The 18021-nt window shown below is 49.1% G+C and carries 16 protein-coding genes; 6 read left to right on the top strand and 10 right to left on the bottom strand.

Going from position 1 to position 18021, the window contains the following annotated elements:
- Positions 1-78: 78 nt before the first annotated feature.
- The gene (gene suhB / locus EIZ48_RS18215) at positions 79-879 is read left to right on the top strand and encodes an inositol-1-monophosphatase (protein ID WP_160654387.1); all 801 of its coding nucleotides are present in this window, start codon (positions 79-81) and stop codon (positions 877-879) included.
- A 165-nt stretch (positions 880-1044) separates the two neighbouring features.
- Positions 1045-1737, top strand: coding sequence for a leucine-rich repeat domain-containing protein (locus EIZ48_RS18210; protein ID WP_160654384.1), 693 nt, complete (start codon positions 1045-1047; stop codon positions 1735-1737).
- An 81-nt stretch (positions 1738-1818) separates the two neighbouring features.
- Here EIZ48_RS18210 and secF read toward each other — a convergent pair whose 3' ends face one another.
- From secF to EIZ48_RS18180, 6 genes are all read right to left on the bottom strand, one after another.
- Positions 1819-2766, bottom strand: coding sequence for a protein translocase subunit SecF (gene secF / locus EIZ48_RS18205; protein WP_160654381.1), 948 nt, complete (start codon positions 2764-2766; stop codon positions 1819-1821).
- Between the two features lie 12 nt (positions 2767-2778).
- A complete protein-coding gene (gene secD, locus EIZ48_RS18200; RefSeq protein WP_160654379.1) occupies positions 2779-4632 on the bottom strand; it encodes a protein translocase subunit SecD in 1854 nt (617 codons plus the stop codon).
- Positions 4633-4657: 25 nt separating this feature from the next.
- A complete protein-coding gene (gene yajC / locus EIZ48_RS18195; RefSeq protein ID WP_075763634.1) occupies positions 4658-4993 on the bottom strand; it encodes a preprotein translocase subunit YajC in 336 nt (111 codons plus the stop codon).
- Between the two features lie 22 nt (positions 4994-5015).
- On the bottom strand, positions 5016-6143 hold the full coding sequence (gene tgt / locus EIZ48_RS18190; RefSeq protein WP_075763633.1) for a tRNA guanosine(34) transglycosylase Tgt: 1128 nt from the start codon (positions 6141-6143) through the stop codon (positions 5016-5018).
- Between the two features lie 253 nt (positions 6144-6396).
- Positions 6397-7449, bottom strand: a complete 1053-nt coding sequence (gene queA / locus EIZ48_RS18185; protein WP_160654552.1) for a tRNA preQ1(34) S-adenosylmethionine ribosyltransferase-isomerase QueA — start codon at positions 7447-7449, stop codon at positions 6397-6399.
- A 101-nt stretch (positions 7450-7550) separates the two neighbouring features.
- Positions 7551-8606 carry a S1 family serine peptidase gene (locus tag EIZ48_RS18180; RefSeq protein WP_160654376.1) on the bottom strand — a complete coding sequence of 352 codons (1056 nt, stop codon included), beginning with the start codon at positions 8604-8606 and terminating at the stop codon, positions 7551-7553.
- A gap of 259 nt (positions 8607-8865) precedes the next feature.
- On the opposite strand from EIZ48_RS18180, the gene EIZ48_RS18175 reads away from it, so the two are divergent.
- A complete protein-coding gene (locus EIZ48_RS18175; RefSeq protein WP_160654373.1) occupies positions 8866-9324 on the top strand; it encodes a CBS domain-containing protein in 459 nt (152 codons plus the stop codon).
- A gap of 6 nt (positions 9325-9330) precedes the next feature.
- Positions 9331-9915 (top strand): acyl carrier protein phosphodiesterase, encoded by a 585-nt coding sequence (locus EIZ48_RS18170; RefSeq protein ID WP_160654369.1) that lies wholly within the window; start codon positions 9331-9333, stop codon positions 9913-9915.
- Between the two features lie 150 nt (positions 9916-10065).
- On the opposite strand, the gene aceA is transcribed toward EIZ48_RS18170, so the two are convergent.
- The 3 genes from aceA to EIZ48_RS18155 all read right to left on the bottom strand — a co-directional run bounded on the left by aceA (position 10066) and on the right by EIZ48_RS18155 (position 14613).
- Positions 10066-11370, bottom strand: a complete 1305-nt coding sequence (gene aceA, locus EIZ48_RS18165) for an isocitrate lyase (RefSeq protein WP_075763628.1) — start codon at positions 11368-11370, stop codon at positions 10066-10068.
- A 131-nt stretch (positions 11371-11501) separates the two neighbouring features.
- A complete protein-coding gene (aceB, locus tag EIZ48_RS18160; protein WP_160654367.1) occupies positions 11502-13115 on the bottom strand; it encodes a malate synthase A in 1614 nt (537 codons plus the stop codon).
- Between the two features lie 601 nt (positions 13116-13716).
- Positions 13717-14613: a hydrogen peroxide-inducible genes activator gene (locus tag EIZ48_RS18155; RefSeq protein ID WP_075763626.1), complete on the bottom strand. Its 897-nt coding sequence runs from the start codon at positions 14611-14613 to the stop codon at positions 13717-13719.
- A gap of 131 nt (positions 14614-14744) precedes the next feature.
- Here EIZ48_RS18155 and EIZ48_RS18150 point away from each other — a divergent pair, with 131 nt between their 5' ends.
- Together EIZ48_RS18150 and EIZ48_RS18145 are read left to right on the top strand one after the other, a co-directional pair.
- Positions 14745-15353: a peroxiredoxin C gene (locus EIZ48_RS18150; protein ID WP_160654364.1), complete on the top strand. Its 609-nt coding sequence runs from the start codon at positions 14745-14747 to the stop codon at positions 15351-15353.
- A 261-nt stretch (positions 15354-15614) separates the two neighbouring features.
- Positions 15615-16355: a copper homeostasis protein CutC gene (locus EIZ48_RS18145; protein ID WP_160654361.1), complete on the top strand. Its 741-nt coding sequence runs from the start codon at positions 15615-15617 to the stop codon at positions 16353-16355.
- A gap of 63 nt (positions 16356-16418) precedes the next feature.
- On the opposite strand, the gene EIZ48_RS18140 is transcribed toward EIZ48_RS18145, so the two are convergent.
- The gene (locus tag EIZ48_RS18140) at positions 16419-17915 is read right to left on the bottom strand and encodes an alpha/beta hydrolase (RefSeq protein ID WP_160654358.1); all 1497 of its coding nucleotides are present in this window, start codon (positions 17913-17915) and stop codon (positions 16419-16421) included.
- Between the last annotated feature and the right edge of the window lie 106 nt (positions 17916-18021).

Below are 18021 nucleotides of genomic sequence, written 5' to 3'. Positions count from 1 at the left end.
TAACCACTTCCTTTTTGCCCTAGCTCTGATATACTCGCCGCCGCTTTTTAGTTCTTTAACATCCGTTGGGAAGATCCTATGCATCCGATGCTTAATATCGCCATTCGCGCTGCGCGAAAGGCTGGTGACCATGTCATTAAATCTCTAGAAAAACCTCAGTCAATTGAAGTTGCCAATAAAGGTAATGATGTTGTTACCAATATCGATCAAGAAGCAGAAGCTATCATCATCGATACTATCCTTAAGTCTTACCCTGATCACTGCATCATCGGTGCAGAGACTGGTAACAAAGAAGGTAAAGACAAAGAGTGTCAGTGGATCATCGACCCAGTGGATGGCACCAAAAACTTCGTTCGCGGTTTACCTCACTTCGCAATCTCTGTAGCACTACGCATGCGTGGTCGTACAGAAGTTGCTGCTGTTTACGACCCAGCTCGTAACGAACTATTCACCGCAACTCGCGGCTCTGGCGCTCAGCTTAACAGCCAACGCGTTCGTGCTTCCCAGCCACGAGATCTGAGCGGAACAACACTGGCAACAGGCCTTCCTTTTGCAGCCAAGCAACACGCCGAAAGCTACATGAAGATCCAAAACGCATTGTTCATCGAATGTGACGACATGCGCCAGTGTGGTTCAACAGCACTGGATCTTTGCTACCTGGCAGCTGGCCGCGTTGACGGTGTATTCAAGCTAGGCCAGAAACCTTGGGAACTGGCAGCAGGTGAACTAATCGCACGTGAAGCAGGTGCTATCTGTACTGACTTTACCGGTAATACTAACTACCTGACGTCTGGCAACATCGTTGCTGGTAACGCTCGCGTAGTGAAGCCAATGCTTGCTAAGATCCGTGAACATGGCAGCGATGCACTGACTAAGTAATTTTTGGTTACTGACCAAAAACAAGCCCCGCCAGCGACGCTGACGGGGCTTTTTCTTTATCTGGAACTAAGTGCTTTCATTTTATACAGTTAGATATACAGTATAACGAACTCTTTATGATACTCTGCACCTATTTAGAAAACTGTATTCTATTAGGTGATATTGATGCCCGCACTCAACGCACGCCCCCTGCTAATCAGCAGCCTATTGGCCTGTTCGCTACCCTTGCTGCTAACTGGCTGTGAACAACACTATGACACGCTCGAAGCAATTCCCTTCGCCGACCAAAACTTCCGTGCCTGCGTACTGGAAACTGGCGAGAGCTACCCTGACGATATCACCGAGCTGAATTGTGAAGACCTTAACATCCGCTCGGCTGCCGAGGTGAAGTACTTCGAAAACCTTCGTAAACTGTCACTCGATGACAACCAGATCAATTCTCTGGATCTGTCTGATAATCCCGAGCTACGCTACCTCGACCTCAGCGATAACCAGCTCAACGCCCTGGATCTTTCAGAAAACCATGCCCTGCGTGAAATACGGCTAAGCGATAATGACATTGATAACCTCATACTCCCTCAGTCCGAGCGCCTGGAAAAGCTGTTCCTGAATGACAATGAACTCGACACATTGACTGTTTCCCAGCTTCCCAAGCTACGTGCGCTGCTTGTTGCTGACAACGAGCTGCAAACATTGGACTTATCGAACAATCCTGCGTTGACTGAACTCAATGTCAGAAACAACGCCCTGACCGCCCTGGATCTCTCCCACAATACAAAGCTCAACCAGTTGCTAGAGCAAGGGAATCCAATGAACGGTGGCAAGCAACGTCCGGTCAGCGAGTGGCAGGCCAAATAAGGATTTGCAAAGACTGAGCCGCAGATACAAAAACGGAGCCTTGCGGCTCCGTTTTCCATTCAGTGTGTTTCACACAATACCTTACGGCATCGCGTCAAACTCTTCACCTTCTTTGTCTACCTGCGGTGGCATCAGGTGCTCACGGGTAATACCCAGTTTAAGCGCCAGCGCCGAAGCAACGTAGATAGAGGAATACGTACCGACAGTGATACCGATCAGCAACGCCGCGGCAAAGCCGTGGATCATGCTACCGCCTTTCAGGAACAGGGCAATAACCACGAATAGCGTTGTTGCCGAGGTGATCAGGGTACGGCTCAGCGTCTGGGTAACCGAGCTGTTCATCACCTCGATTGGCCCGCCCTTACGCATCTTACGGAAGTTCTCACGGATACGGTCAAATACAACAATGGTATCGTTGAGCGAGTAACCGACAACCGTCAGCAAGGCCGCAACAATCGTCAGATCGATTTCAATCTGGGTGAAAGAGAAGATACCAATGGTGATGATAACGTCGTGTGCCAGTGCCATTACCGCACCTGCTGCCAGACGCCACTCAAACCGCATCGAGACATACAGCAGAATACAGATCAGCGAAACAAGAATCGCCAGACCACCGGCTTCGGCCAACTCGTCACCGACGTTCGGGCCAACAAACTCAATGCGGCGCATTTCAACGTTTTGGCCAGTGCCGACTTTCAGGGCATCGATAATCTGGTTACCCAGCTTCTCACCCTTTGCATCTTCACGCGGCTGCAGGCGGACCATCACATCACGTGCCGTACCGAAGTTCTGCACAATCGCATCACCAAAACCGGCACTTTCCAGTGAATCTCGGATTTTGACCAGATCAGCAGGCTGTTCAAAACCCACTTCGATCAGTGTACCGCCGGTAAAGTCGAGGCCCCAGTTCAGTTTCTGAGTGGTAACCGTCGCGATTGCCGCAACAATCATAAGAATCGACAGGACAAAAGTGCCTTTCGACCAGCGCATAAAGTCGATCACTTTATCCGCTTTCATTATTTGAAACATGTCAGCGTCTCCTTAGATCGACAGTTTATCGACGCGCTTACCGCCGTAAACAAGGTTGACCATCGCACGGGTTCCGACGATCGCCGTAAACATCGACGTCAGGATACCGATAGACAGGGTCACCGCGAAGCCTTTAATTGCACCTGTGCCCACGGCAAACAGAATGATTGCAGTGATCAGGGTGGTAATGTTGGCATCGGCAATCGTACTCAGTGCATTGGCATAACCTTGTTGAATGGCATGCTGAGGACTGCGGCCCTCACGAAGCTCTTCACGGATACGCTCAAAAATCAGTACGTTGGCATCGACAGCCATACCGACGGTCAGAACAATACCGGCAATACCCGGCAAGGTCATGGTTGCCCCCGGGATCATCGACATGACACCGATAATCATCACCAGGTTCATCAGCAGGGCCATATTGGCAAACAGACCGAAACGACGGTAGTACACCAGCGTAAACAGCATAACGGCAACCATACCCCAGATCATTGCCTGAATACCCATATCGATATTCTGCTGACCCATTGACGGACCGATAGTGCGCTCTTCGACAATCGAAATCGGCGCAATCAAGGCTCCGGCACGCAGTAGCAATGCCAGGTTATGCGCTTCGGACTGAGAGTCAATACCGGTAATACGGAAGTTACGACCCAGTGCCGTCTGAATGGTCGCCTGGTTGATCACTTCTTCGTGTTTCTCAAGAATCACTTTGCCGTTGGCATCGCGATCGCCGCTGTCTTTGTACTCGGTAAACACGGTCGCCATCAGCTTGCCCACATTATTACGCGAGAAAGCTGTCATCTTGCTGCCACCTTCGCTATCGAGCGAGATGTTAACCTGAGGACGGCCATATTCATCAGCACTTGAGCTTGCGTCAGTAATATGAGAACCGGATAGAATCACACGTTTTTTCAGCACAGCCGGACGTTGGTCACGGGTGTATTTCACCTCGCTGCCAGCCGGTACACGGCCAGATACAGCAGCAGCCACATCTGCAGTACTATCCACTTCGCGGAATTCCAGTGTTGCTGTCGCACCCAAAATTTCTTTCGCGCGCGCAGTATCCTGAACACCCGGTAGCTCGACAACGATGCGGTTTGCACCCTGACGCTGTACCAGTGGCTCGGCAACACCCAGCTCGTTCACACGGTTACGTAGAATAGTGATGTTCTGGTCAACGGCGTAGTTGCGAATTTCCTGAAGGCGCGCCTCAGTAAACTGAGCCGAAAGCACAAAACGGCCATTGCTGTCGCTATCGGTGAACAACATATCCGGATGAAGCTTGGACAGCTCGATTTTAGCCTGAGCCAGCTGCTCTGCATTACGCAGGCGAACTTCAACCGAGGTATCGGTCTTACTGATAGCACGGTAACGAATTTTCGCTTCGCGAAGCTCAGTACGGAAGGTTTCTTCCTGCTGACCCAGCAACTTGTCCATTGCTGCATCCATATCGACTTCCATCAGGAAATGCACACCGCCGCGCAAGTCCAGACCCAGTTTCATTGGGGTGGCGCCGATGGATTCAAGCCAGTCAGGAGTCGATGCTGCAAGGTTTAGTGCGACGACGAAGTCATCACCAAGCTGTTCATTGAGAATATCGCGGGCACTGATCTGAGTATCAGTATCGTTAAAGCGGACAAGTACAGTACCGTTTTCGAAAGCGACAGATTTGTAAGAGAGTTGATTTTGATTTAAATCTTCGGTGACTGCATCCAGCGTTGACATATCTGCCGAGGCGCCACGCGCCCCGGAGATTTGAATTGCCGGATCTTCACCGTAAACATTGGGAAGTGCATATAGCAGCCCGATGAGCAGTGTAAACACCACCATCAGGTTCTTCCACAAGGGATAACGGTTTAACACTGCTGTGATCCTTCAGAGCAAAAAATTACAGAGATTTCATTGTGCCTTTTGGCAGAACTGCAGAAACGAAATCTTTTTTGATTGTTACTTCAGTTGTGTCATTCAGCGCAATAACAATGTAGTCGTTCTCGTCGGAGACCTTAGTGATTTTACCCACCAGACCACCATTGGTTAGCACTTCGTCACCTTTGCCCATGGAAGACATCAGGTTCTTATGCTCCTTAACGCGCTTCGCCTGCGGACGGTAAATCATGAAGTAAAAAATAACTGCGAACAGACCCAGCATAATGAATAGCTGCATACCGCCGCCCTGTGGTGCACCTTCAGCCGCGGCATGTGCCTGAGAAATGAAAAGACTCATTTATTAACGTCCTCGTTTATTGTTAAGCGTTTTTCAACGGTGGAACTTCACGGTCTCGACGCGCGTAGAACTCTTCTACAAAGGCATCGAAACGATCTTCTTCAATCGCCTTACGGATACTTGCCATCAAACGCTGGTAGTAACGTAAGTTGTGGATTGTGTTAAGGCGCGCACCCAGAATTTCATTACACTTATCCAGGTGATACAGATACGCCTTCGAATAGTTGCGACAAGTGTAACAGTCACAGTGCGGATCGAGAGGGGTTGTATCTGTTTTATGTTTCGCATTGCGGATCTTGATCACACCACCGGTTACAAATAGGTGACCATTACGGGCATTTCGGGTCGGCATCACGCAATCGAACATATCGATACCGCGACGAACACCCTCGACCAGGTCTTCCGGCTTGCCAACTCCCATCAGATAGCGAGGCTTGTCTTCCGGTAGCTGAGGACACGTATGCTCAAGCACACGGTGCATATCTTCTTTTGGCTCACCAACAGCCAGGCCGCCTACGGCATAACCATCAAAACCGATGTTAGTCAGGCCTTCAACAGAAACATCACGCAAGTCTTCATATACACTACCCTGTACGATACCGAATAGCGCATTTTTGTTACCAAGTTTGTCAAAATGGTTGCGGCTACGCTGTGCCCAGCGCAGAGACATCTCCATCGACTTCTTCGCTTCGTCGTGTGTTGCCGGGTACGGCGTACACTCATCGAAGATCATCACGATGTCGGAGCCCAGATCTTTCTGGATTTCCATCGACTTCTCGGCATCCATGAAAATCTTGTCGCCGTTCACCGGGTTACGGAAGTGAACACCTTCCTCGGTAATTTTACGGATATCGCCAAGGCTGAATACCTGGAAGCCGCCTGAATCAGTCAGGATCGGGCCCTGCCACTGCATGAAGTCATGCAGATCACCATGCATTTTCATTACTTCCTGACCCGGACGCAGCCAAAGGTGGAAAGTATTACCCAGAATAATCTGAGCACCGGTATCCTGAACTTCCTCCGGTGTCATACCTTTTACCGTGCCGTACGTGCCGACAGGCATAAATGCTGGTGTTTCAACAGTACCGCGTTCAAACTGCAGGCGACCGCGACGAGCACGCCCCTGAGTTTTATCTAATTCAAATTTCACAAAGCCTCCAAAAGCCAGAGAAACAATCTGACATCAATTCCCATAGTGGGATTCAAGCACAATGGGCCATTTGCCTAATGCGCCTCTTTTGCATTTCTCGCCACGCCATAAAGCCTAGCGGAAGAAAAAATAGTGTCATGACAAATCACATCCGGATCTGCCGCGACATCTTGTCTGTGCTATAAAGCCGACAAAGGCTGCGATTTTAACAAAAGCAGCCTTAAGAGACACTGACTTAACCAATTAAGTTCAGTTATTTGTTCTTACGAGTGATAAACATCGAGTCACCGTAACTAAAGAAACGGTATTTATTTTCAACAGCCTGCAGGTAGGCATTCATCGTGTGCTCGTAACCGGCAAAGGCACTGACCAGCATGATCAGCGTCGATTCCGGCAGGTGGAAATTGGTAACAAGTACATCCACCAGCTGGAATTCATAACCAGGGAAAATGAAAATATCAGTATCACCGAAAAACGGTTTCAGCTCAGTACCGTTCTTTACTGCATCCTGTGCCGCACTTTCCAGCGAGCGAACAGACGTTGTGCCGATAGCGACGACACGGCCACCGTTAGCCTTGGTTTCGTTGATCGCCGCAACAACCTCTTCGGGTACCTCGACATATTCAGCATGCATGTGGTGGTCATTAATATTATCCACCCGTACCGGTTGGAAGGTGCCCGCACCGACATGCAGGGTAACAAACGCAAAGTTTGCCCCTTTGGCCTTTATGGCCTCAAGAATTTCATCGTCAAAGTGCAGTCCGGCAGTCGGCGCGGCTACCGCGCCAGGTTTGGCATTATAGACCGTCTGGTAGCGCTCTTTGTCTGCATCCTCATCCGGGCGGTCGATATAAGGTGGCAACGGCATGTGGCCAACCTCTTCGAGAATTTCCAGCACCGTCTTGTCACTGTCAAAACGAATTTCAAACAGCGCATCATGGCGTGCCACCATTTCAGCCTGGTAATCATCATTCTCACCCAGCAGCAGCTCGGTACCCGGCTTCGGCGACTTGGATGCACGCACATGAGCCAAAATACGCTTGTCATCCAGCATGCGTTCGACGAGGACTTCCAATTTGCCACCTGATGCCTTACGGCCAAACAGTCGGGCCGGGATCACCCGGGTATTGTTAAATACCAGTAAATCACCAGGCTGAACCAAATCCAGCACATCTTTAAAGCCTTTGTGCTGCACCTCACCGGTATCACCGGTCAGCTGAAGCAAACGGCTGGCAGTACGCTCAGGTTGTGGATAGCGAGCAATTAGCTCGTCAGGAAGGTCAAAGTGGAAATCAGATACTTGCATCATTCAGGCCCTAAATTACAGCAGGCAGCTAGTATAGGCTGCCCGACTGCAATATCAAGCAAAGATGACCACGTTCAAGAACGCAATCGTACGCTTCGCGCCTAAGCCGTGCTGAGCCGTCGTAAATACCCGACAAGCAGCAAGAACCACAATACGGTCCAACCCACACCGCCCCCGCCGCCGCCACTGTCGGCTGGAGCAGGCACCTCAATATCGGACCCAGCCCCTGTAAAGTCACTGGCAAACGGGTTGACCTCAAACACCGGCATCGTCAGGCTGCGTACCGATATTCCGGCCTCACCTTCAATCCAGCTGATATAATCGGCTACCTCGGTATAAACGCCAGGTACCGGACCGGCACAACCATTACCGAAGCTGACAAGCCCGACAAGGCGTAAGCCAAAGTCACTGTCACTGGCTGATTGCGGGTCCTGCCATACCAAAGGCCCGCCCGAATCACCGAAACAGCTGTCTCGAGCCAAATCCGGTGATGTAGAGCCCGCACAAAGAAAGATGGGGTAATCACTGGTGTTCATGTTGGCACCCCATTGAGCGTCGCAGGTTATATCGGGAACACCGGATAACAGCGTCTGCCTAAGCCGTGTCGCACCGGAGTTTGAATCCTGCGGATCAGTTGTTCCCCAACCGGAGACAAGCAAGTTCGCTTCCCGTACATTGTTGGCGACCCAGCCGTTATCAAAAGCCGTATCAGCCCTGTCCTGAGTCGTTCTATCTGCCACCTGAATCGGGATTGCCGTGCTGGGCAGCGGGCTGGCCAGTTTAAGTAGCGCAATATCATTAGTAAAACGGGAAGAGTTATAGGAAGGGTGAATAACGAACCCTGTCACCGAGGTCGCATTCGAGTTGCTCGCGGAAAAAACACTGACAATCCCACCCCATACCTTAATATTTTCAGGGGTAGCGACTGACGAACCATTTCGAAGGCAGTGAGCTGCAGTCAGCACTAAATCAGCACTGATCACCACACCGCCACAAACAAAGGTGCTCTCGCCTCCCTCCCCGTTAGGAAACGTCAGGTTCAAATATGCCTGCCAGGGAATTTCATTATCAGCAGACTCAATTCCGCCGATAATTTTGGCTGTCACCTTATTTTCATTGTCTTCGGCTTCAATGCCGACCGCCTGAAAAGGCAGCATTACAGTCCAACATAACAACAATCTTATCAATAGCATACGCATCAATTAATACCTATGTGGAATGTTGTTTAATGATTATATGACACAATTTGGCGTTTAACCCGAGAAACACATATATGAAACATCGCTATAACTTGTGAAATATTTGACTAGCGTCATAGGTAGTCAGGCAGGGATTAGCTACATTCAAAGAGCAAGCTAAGTGAAACCGGTAAGTTGACGATAAATGGATGAATAACTAGTCGCTACGGAGGCTTATATGTTTACTGTCGCAGATATGATGACACCGCACCCGCATACCCTAACCTCTGCCCATACGTTGGCCGATGCAAAAAAACTCATGGAAGAGAAAGGAATTCATCACGTCCCCGTTACGGACAAAGACAACCACCTGATAGGTCTTGTCAGCCAGCGTGATATTCTTTCTGCTCAGGAATCGAGCCTTGAGCAAATTCATCAATCAAGCTTTATCTCTGCGCTTGATATTCCTCTCGAGCAATGTATGCACAGAGATCTAAGCAATGTTGAACCGCATGCCGGGCTAAAAGAAGCCGCAATCTATATGCAAAAACATAAAATTGGCTGTTTACCGGTTTTGCACCAAAATAAACTGGTCGGGATCATCACGGATTCTGATTTTGTTGCTATTGCAATTAATTTGCTTGAGATACAGGAAGAAGTGGAACCGACAGAACAAGGTGACGCCAATTTCTATTAGGATGGTATGAATTTTCTTGCGCATCTCCACCTTGCCGATCGCTGCTGCAGCCATATGGCGGGCAATTTATTGGCTGATTTTGTCCGCGGCGATCCCTATCACCAGTATCCCCTGGCGGTAGCTGACGGCATCAAGCTCCACCGTTTTGTTGACAGTTATATCGACGCCATGCCTGAAGTGCTGCAATGCCGGCAGCTCTTCACTAAAGATACCAGGCGCGTTAGCGGTATTGCCCTCGATATTGCCTGGGATCACTTTCTGGCCAAACACTGGCCGCTCTATCATCCCCTTGCGCTACCGGATTTCGTCTCACAGGCCCGGCAACAGGTTGAACAGTATCAGGATAACCTGCCCGACAGCTATCGACTGACCATGTCGCGTATGTGGCAGCAACAATGGTTGCTGCAGTACCGGGAGCAAGACACGATCACCACAGCGCTGGAACGAATGGCTCTCCGGCGCCCCAAACTACACCAGTTAGCGAATTGCCCAGTGCTGATAGACAGGCATTACAACAGCCTTGAGCAGCAATTCCATGCCATTTACCCGCAAGTGATCCGGGCGACACACACTTACCGTTCTCAGCAATAGCCCCCAGCAGATAAAAAAAAGGAGCGCCAAAGCGCTCCCGAGGTCATAACATAAGAAGAGGTCTTTCTATTGTTATGTGTCACATCAATCTCTGCAGCAATAGCTACGGATAACCCCAAAATAACAACGAGTTGCTAGGATAAAACGAATTTAAAACTGATCTTCCTCTGTCGAGCCTGTCAGAGCCGTCACGGAAGACTGACCTCCCTGAATGGTATTGGTCATCTTATCGAAATAACCGGTGCCGACCTCCTGCTGGTGAGCAACGAAGGTGTAGCCCTTCTCAGCCGCCTCGAACTCAGGACGCTGTACTTTCTCGACGTAGTGACGCATGCCTTCACCCTGGGCATAGTCGTGAGCCAGCTCGAACATGTTGAACCACATGTTATGGATGCCTGCCAGCGTAATAAACTGGTACTTGTAACCCATATCAGCCAGTTCCTGCTGGAACTTGGCGATAGTTTCAGCGTCCAGGTTTTTCTCCCAGTTAAACGATGGCGAACAGTTGTAGGCAAGCAACTGATCCGGGTATTGCTCATGAATCGCTTCGGCGAACTTGCGCGCCTCTTCGAGACAAGGCGTTGCCGTTTCACACCAGATCAAATCTGCATACGGAGCATAGGCCAGGCCACGGGCAATCGCCTGGTCAATACCGGCGCGAACCCGGTAAAAACCTTCAGCGGTACGCTCGCCTTCAATAAAGTCCTTGTCATACGGGTCGCAGTCAGAGGTCAGCAAGTCAGCCGCATTGGCATCAGTTCGGGCAATGACCAGCGTGGTCGTGCCTGCCACATCCGCCGCCAAGCGGGCTGCCACGAGTTTCTGTACCGCCTCCTGGGTAGGGACCAGTACCTTGCCGCCCATATGACCACATTTCTTCACCGATGCCAGCTGGTCTTCGAAGTGCACCCCTGCGGCACCAGCATCAATCATATTGCGCATCAGCTCGTAGGCATTGAGAACGCCACCAAAACCGGCCTCGGCATCGGCAACAATCGGCAGGAAGTAATCAATACCGTCTTCCGGGCTACCACCGTTCGACCACTGGATCTGGTCAGCACGGCGGAAGGAATTGTTGATGCGTTTCACCACTGCCGGCACCGAGTCAACCGGATACAATGACTGATCAGGGTACATGGTCGAAGCCGTGTTGTTATCGGCAGCAACCTGCCACCCTGACAGATAAATGGCCTCTATACCGGCTTTCGCCTGCTGGACCGCCTGACCACCGGTCAGCGCCCCCAGGCAATTTACATATCCTTTCTTCGCCGAACCATTGACCAGATCCCAAAGCTTGTCAGCGCCGCGCTGAGCGATTGTGTTGGCCGGTGCAAAAGAACCACGCAGGTTAATCACCTCTTCGGCTGTATAGGTACGCTTTACGTTTTTCCAACGTGGATTCTCAGCCCAATCTTTTTCAATAGCTTCAATTTGTTGCTGGCGAGTCAATGTCATAATGATGTCCCTCGTTTCATTTGGCGATAATCCGTTTAACGTTTTCGTTATCGGTAGACTTCTTTTCTCAGGCTTGTTCAGGCACTGCCAACAACACAACAAGCAGTTGCCCGTTTTTTACTGTCATTCTGCTACTTCAGATACTCATAACCGGGCAGGGTCAGGAAGTTCACGAGCTCGTCACTGGTCGTTAACTGCGACATCAACATCGCCGCTTCCTGGTATTGCCCCTGATTGAACATGTCAGTGCCCAACTCCTGTTCGAGCACGACCATTTCTTCGCTTAGCATCTGCTCAAATAAGGACTTGGTAACCACTTCCCCATTGCTCAATGCCTTACCGTGCTTGATCCACTGCCAAATCGACGCCCGGGAGATTTCTGCCGTGGCAGCATCTTCCATCAGACCATAAATTGGCACGCAGCCGTTGCCGGAAATCCAGGCTTCAATGTATTGCACCGCGACTCGAATGTTATGGCGCATGCCCTCATCGGTCCGGTCCCCGTCACACGGTGCCAATAATTCCTCAGCAGTAATCGGCGCGTCGTCTTCGCGACTGACATCCAGCTGGTTTTGCCTTATGCCCAATGTGTCATCGAAAATGGCACGGGCCGTATCTGCCAGGCCAGGATGGGCAACCCAGGTGCCATCATGGCCGTTGTTGGCTTCCAGTGCCTTGTCGGTTTGGATCTTGTTGAGCACCCATTCATTGCGCTCCGGATCTTTCGACGGGATAAAGGCGGCCATTCCTCCCATTGCAAACGCGCCTCGGCGGTGACAGGTACGGACCAGCAACCGGGAATATGCGTTCAGAAACGGTTTCTCCATCGTCACCACCTGGCGGTCCGGCAAAATCCGATCCGGGTGGTTTCGCAGTGTTTTGATGTAGCTAAAGATATAGTCCCAGCGCCCGCAGTTCAGACCGACAATATGATCTTTCAGGCTGTATAGGATCTCATCCATCTCAAATACCGCCGGCAGCGTTTCTATCAGCACCGTGGCTTTTATCGTCCCTCGCGGCAAACCAAACTCATCTTCGGTAAAGCTAAATACATCGCTCCACCACGCTGCCTCCTGGTAGGCCTGCAGCTTGGGAAGATAAAAGTAAGGGCCGCTGCCTTTTGCCAATAACTGCTTGTAGTTATGGTAAAAGTACAAGGCAAAATCAAATAAAGATCCGGGAATTGGCTCGCCCTGCCACAACAGGTGCTTCTCCGGCAGATGAAGGCCCCGGACCCGGCAAATCAAAACAGCCGGATCATCACCGAGCTGATACTCCTTCCCTGTTTCCGAATTGGTATAGGCAATCGTGCCGTTGACGGCATCGCGCAGGTTTCGCTGGCCTTCCAATACTTCATCCCAGGCCGGTGCAAACGAGTCTTCAAAGTCAGCCATGAACACTTTGACGTTGGCATTAAGAGCATTGATCACCATCTTGCGATCAACCGGCCCGGTAATTTCAACCCGGCGATCCTGGAGATCGTCCGGGATATTACGGATGGTCCAATTCCCAGCGCGAATATCAGCGGTATCTTCGAGAAAGTCCGGTAAGCCGCCGGCATCTATAGCCAGCTGACGACGCTCTCGGGCAGCCATCAGCTCCGGGATACGTGACGCAAAGCGCTGCACCAATCGCTCCACGAACTGAAAGGCATCTTCACTTAAAATCTCTTTCTGCTGCTCAGTTAATAGCGTTTGCAGAGATAGCTTTACTTCATGGTTAGGTGGCGTTTGTGTATCCGTCATTTTTCGCTCCCTTGCAGCTGTAACTTAATCACCACTTTTATCAGCAGTCAGTATCAGGGTTATTCTGACACCCGTTGTCTTAACGCTTTATTTACGTTGCCGCAACAAATTGGCAATTGCAAATAACCCCGTTTACGAGGCTAAAGAACATTGACCATCTACCTCTTTAAAATCAACAGCTTAATCAAAATAGAGCAATAACTCAAAACACTGAATTAAAACAATTTTCAGGGAAATACTCGGTTTTTAGCAGGAAAGACAAATTGGCGGCAAAATGTAACCAGTTACGTAATTAAATTACAAAACAAGCCAATTCAAACCTCTGTGTAAAAAGGCGTTTCAAACATGGCAATGAGCTAAACACGGGCTACTATCGATTAAATAACAACCAGTTATTCAACAGTGTGAAACCATTTTTATACATTGGTGGAATAGTTGCGTAATCAATCAATTTCATTTATTCGCAAAACGAAACAGAATAAACCTACAAAACGCCTTGTTTATAAAGGAAAAAATGGGATTTAAATATATCGCTTGAAGTGCAGGATTTAGAATAAAGTGCTGACAGAACGAAAAATCTGCCAGCACATTGTCGGTAAGGCTACAAAAGCCCCTCAACAATCTCGGCAAGTCGATGGAAGGTACGACTGCGGCTCGAGGTAGGACGCCAGACAAGGCCGATTTCTCGGTAAGCCTCCTGGCCAGGCGGTTCAATGATCACCAGGTTCTGATTATCCAAAATCCCATGATCGATGGCCATCTGTGGAATGAAGGTCGTCCCCAATCCATTCGCAACCATTTGAACTAAGGTATGTAGGCTAGTGGCTGTAAACGGATTTATCTTCTCCTTACTGGTCAGCTTACAGGCAGAAACTGCGTGCTCAGTCAGGCAGTGCTCTTTCTCTAGCAAAAAGACCGACTCATCCGGTAAGTCCGCATAGCGTAACGGCACATTGACCTGCTCCGCCTGATTCTTGCTGATAACCATCTTGAAGGCATCACGCCCCACTGTCTGACTGTGCATTCCGTTGATTTCAACCGGCAGTGCCAATATCAGTACGTCCATCTCGCCATTGCGGAGGGCAGCCAGCAGGTTGGTGGTCGTATCTTCACGCAATAACAGGTTAAGGCTTGGGTGCAGGCGGTTCACTTCCTGGACAAGGTCACACAATAAGAAGGGAGCAATGGTGGGAATACAGCCGACCCGCAGCTGACCGTCCATACCGTCACCGGTACAATTTGACAGTTCCATCAAGTCCTGACTGCGGGCAAGCAGTTCCCGGCTTCGGATCACTACGTCTTCACCCATAGAGGTAAACACCAGAGACTTGTTATCACGCTCGATAAGCTGGCAACCAATGAGTTCCTCGAGGTTCTGAACCCCCGAGCTTAATGTCGACTGACTGACAAAGCACTTCTTGGCAGCTTCACCAAAATGACGGGTTTCAAATAAAGTTACTAAATAATGTAGCTGCTTGAGAGAAGGAAATTTATTCATCGCATTTTTCGATTACATCAATCTATTTATTCCGCTTTTTCCAATCTAACAGTTTCGTTATAGTTTGTCTCGTCCAAACACGGAGCCAACCAAGAAGGTCGGCAACAACCGAATATTTCAGGAGCACCATAATGGTACTAGTAGGTCGTCAAGCACCAGATTTTACTGCTGCAGCTGTTCTAGGTAACGGCGAAATCGTTGAGAACTTCAACTTTGCAGAGTTTACTAAAGGTAAAAAAGCGGTAGTTTTCTTCTACCCACTAGACTTCACTTTCGTTTGCCCATCTGAGCTAATCGCTTTCGACAAGCGTTTCGAAGATTTCCAGGCAAAAGGCGTTGAAGTAATCGGTGTTTCTATCGATTCTCAGTTCTCTCACAATGCATGGCGTAACACTGCTGTTGAAGACGGCGGCATCGGTCAGGTTAAGTACCCTCTAATCGCTGACGTTAAGCACGAAATCTGCAAAGCGTACGATGTAGAGCACCCAGAAGCAGGCGTTGCTTTCCGCGGTTCTTTCCTAATCGACGAAGACGGTCTTGTACGTCACCAGGTAGTTAACGACCTACCACTAGGACGTAACATCGATGAAATGCTACGCATGGTTGACGCACTAAACTTCCACCAGAAGAACGGTGAAGTTTGCCCGGCACAGTGGGAAGAAGGCAAAGCTGGTATGGATGCATCACCAAAAGGTGTTGCTGACTACCTATCTGAGCACACTGCAGACCTAGGTAAGTAATTACCCATTAACACCATGCTCACGGTGTTAATTAGGCAACAAACGCAATAGCGTAAAGCCAAAGTCAGCCAATAGGCAAAAATAGAATGAGGCCCGGACACACCGGGCCCTTTTTGTTTCTCTTATCCCTTATCCCTTATCCCTTATCTCTTATCTCTTATCTCTTATCTCTTATCTCTTCATATTGTTGATCTGATTAATCCTCCGGCAAGCAAAGATCCACTACACTGCTTCCATCATCTACAGCCCTGATTAACCGTCATGAAAATTCAACACCTAGAAGTTTGTATCGATAATATCGAATCGCTGCATTACGCCCAGCAAGGCGGCGCAACACGTATCGAGCTCTGCTCGTCTCTTGCACTCGGCGGCCTGACTCCAAGTACCGGTTTCATGAAACAAGCAGCCAGGCACGCCTCGATTCCCGTCTATGCCATGATTCGGCCACGCCAGGGGGATTTTTTATTTTCGAGTGATGATATAGAAATCATGCTGGCAGACACTCATGCCGCCAAACAGGCTGGCTTACAAGGCGTAGTCGTCGGTGTGCTCGATGCCCACAGCCTGGTAGACGAAGACTGTCTGCGCAGTTTGATAAAGGAAGCCGGCGGGCTGGGAGTAACCTTCCACCGTGCTATTGACCAGTGCATTGACCCGATGACCGCCCTTGATAGCATCATGAGCACAGGTTGCGAGCGAGTACTTACCTCTGGTTTGCAGGCCAATGCCCTGGATGGTGCTGAAATGCTAGCAGAGATGGTCAACTACTGTGGCTCCAATCTCAGTATTATGGCTGGTGCCGGTATCACGGCAGACAATGTTACCGAAATTGTTCGAATAAGCGGAGTAAAGGAAATACATCTGTCAGGGAAAAGCACCCGGCCAAGCCAGATGCTTCAGTATGCAAATCAGGCCCATATGGGCAGCAGCAATGTCGATGACTTTACAATCCCTGTCACTTCTGATGAAAAAATCGCTGCGGTTTATCGCTCATTAAAGTAATAACAATAAACTAAACAGCCTGCACTAAGGCAGGCTGAGTAACAACTTTGTTATCCGATTTAATTACCAACCAATAACATCTTTGGCAGGATGCGAAGTGTCAGGAGCAATCATAAATGACTTATTCTGTGAAAGTGCACTTGCATCACATGTCTCTTCAGCAACCTTGGTGTCAGGATCCAGCAGATATGCAGTTGTCTTTTGGTCAACACAGCTAATATTGCTGTAGCTGAAACCATGATCAACATAATTATCAACCATTATCTTTGAGGCCGAAGCACCAAAGCTCGCAGCCATCTCCTCAGTCCAGGTGTATGGTGTTGCCGGATCATATTGGCCACCAATAATAAGAATTTGCTTACCTCCAAGCGCCGAAGCCATATCTGTAACAGCCGGAATAGGATCGCGCTGTGCTGACCACCCCTTACATAATTCTGAAGTACTATGGTAAGTCAACGAACCGTAAAGGGATGATGCACTTTTGTAACGATATTCGGATGCGAGTAATTCACCATCTGTCAATGGAGACCTTTCATCAGTACATACCACAGCCTTAAACAAAGCACTTCCGCGTAATGAATCTTCCGAACTCGAATAGCGAGATCGTGAAGATTTAAAACCATTAGTAGATAACTCATTGAGTAAACTAGAAGCGTTGTCATAATCCAGCAAATTTTCTAGCCCATCATCAATTTTCTGCCAATCACCAAAATGTTCTCGTGCTACGGTCAAATTCATCACAGAAATGCCATCACGAAGGCTAAGCATTGCACCATCATTTGCTACATAAGACATTGTAGAAGAAAACAAGCTATCAACAACATGTTGATAACGAGTTTCCCGATTAGGATAGGTTGCATAGTCTAAACGGAAAGCCGCCACTTTATCATACCCGGCAGTATTACCGACTCTTAGCTCAACATTATTCTCAGCCATCGGCGACATCGGTGAATCAAGTACAATTGCACGCACTCTTTCAGGGAAAGTGTACGCATACAGTGAACCAAGCCGAGTACCGTATGAATAACCCAGGAACGTCAGCTTTTCATCGCCTAGCAGGTTCCGCAGCATATCCATATCTTTCACAACAGTGTTACTACCTAAAAATGGCGCAACTTGAGAATAAGTAGCAGAACAATCGCCCTGTTTATTGCTTTGCGCAACGGCACAGTCAGTTAACTCTTTGGCAAAAGCACTCTGACCGGTACCGCGAGGATCCATGCCAACAATATCAAAACGATCCAGGATTTCCTTTGGCAATTCCTTCTCGACCATGTACCCAGCCCCACCCACCGCCTCAGCACTCGGACCACCAAAGTTAAGAATCAATGAACCAATCCGGTTGGCAGGATCTAGAGCTTTGTGCACACCATAGTAAATATCAACCTGCTCACCATTAGGATTGTTATAGTCTTTAGGCGCTTTCATGAAGTCACAAGTCATATTAGAAGGGCAACTCTGTGTCGGGTAGCTATCCTTGGCAAACTGGTTATCACCTCCGCCACCACCACACCCAGCCAACAAAAGGCTAACTAATAGCCCTAGCGATTTCCTGTACATCTCTATTCCTTTTTTATTTTTTATCAATAAATTGAACATTTATTTTTTAGACTAGCATATGAGCATGATTGTGTATAAATATCAATAAAAGACCACTCAAACATCT

Origin of the sequence: Photobacterium alginatilyticum (assembly GCF_009910675.1) — a bacterium.
Lineage (GTDB): Bacteria > Pseudomonadota > Gammaproteobacteria > Enterobacterales > Vibrionaceae > Photobacterium > Photobacterium alginatilyticum.
This window is presented reverse-complemented; position numbering and strand designations above follow the sequence as displayed.

Bases quoted from the DNA above. Each gene is read 5' to 3' on its own strand.
- suhB (WP_160654387.1), top strand. From the start codon at position 79: ATGCATCCGATGCTTAATATCGCCATTCGCGCTGCGCGAAAGGCTGGT.
- EIZ48_RS18210 (WP_160654384.1), top strand. From the start codon at position 1,045: ATGCCCGCACTCAACGCACGCCCCCTGCTAATCAGCAGCCTATTGGCC.
- EIZ48_RS18180 (WP_160654376.1), bottom strand. From the start codon at position 8,606: ATGCTGCCTTTTCAGGCGGTCGGCATTGAAGCCGAAGACAATGAAAAT.
- queA (WP_160654552.1), bottom strand. From the start codon at position 7,449: ATGCAAGTATCTGATTTCCACTTTGACCTTCCTGACGAGCTAATTGCT.
- aceA (WP_075763628.1), bottom strand. From the start codon at position 11,370: ATGACATTGACTCGCCAGCAACAAATTGAAGCTATTGAAAAAGATTGG.
- EIZ48_RS18140 (WP_160654358.1), bottom strand. From the start codon at position 17,915: ATGTACAGGAAATCGCTAGGGCTATTAGTTAGCCTTTTGTTGGCTGGG.
- EIZ48_RS18170 (WP_160654369.1), top strand. From the start codon at position 9,331: ATGAATTTTCTTGCGCATCTCCACCTTGCCGATCGCTGCTGCAGCCAT.
- EIZ48_RS18155 (WP_075763626.1), bottom strand. From the start codon at position 14,613: ATGAATAAATTTCCTTCTCTCAAGCAGCTACATTATTTAGTAACTTTA.
- aceB (WP_160654367.1), bottom strand. From the start codon at position 13,115: ATGACGGATACACAAACGCCACCTAACCATGAAGTAAAGCTATCTCTG.
- EIZ48_RS18150 (WP_160654364.1), top strand. From the start codon at position 14,745: ATGGTACTAGTAGGTCGTCAAGCACCAGATTTTACTGCTGCAGCTGTT.
- secF (WP_160654381.1), bottom strand. From the start codon at position 2,766: ATGTTTCAAATAATGAAAGCGGATAAAGTGATCGACTTTATGCGCTGG.
- EIZ48_RS18175 (WP_160654373.1), top strand. From the start codon at position 8,866: ATGTTTACTGTCGCAGATATGATGACACCGCACCCGCATACCCTAACC.
- yajC (WP_075763634.1), bottom strand. From the start codon at position 4,993: ATGAGTCTTTTCATTTCTCAGGCACATGCCGCGGCTGAAGGTGCACCA.
- EIZ48_RS18145 (WP_160654361.1), top strand. From the start codon at position 15,615: ATGAAAATTCAACACCTAGAAGTTTGTATCGATAATATCGAATCGCTG.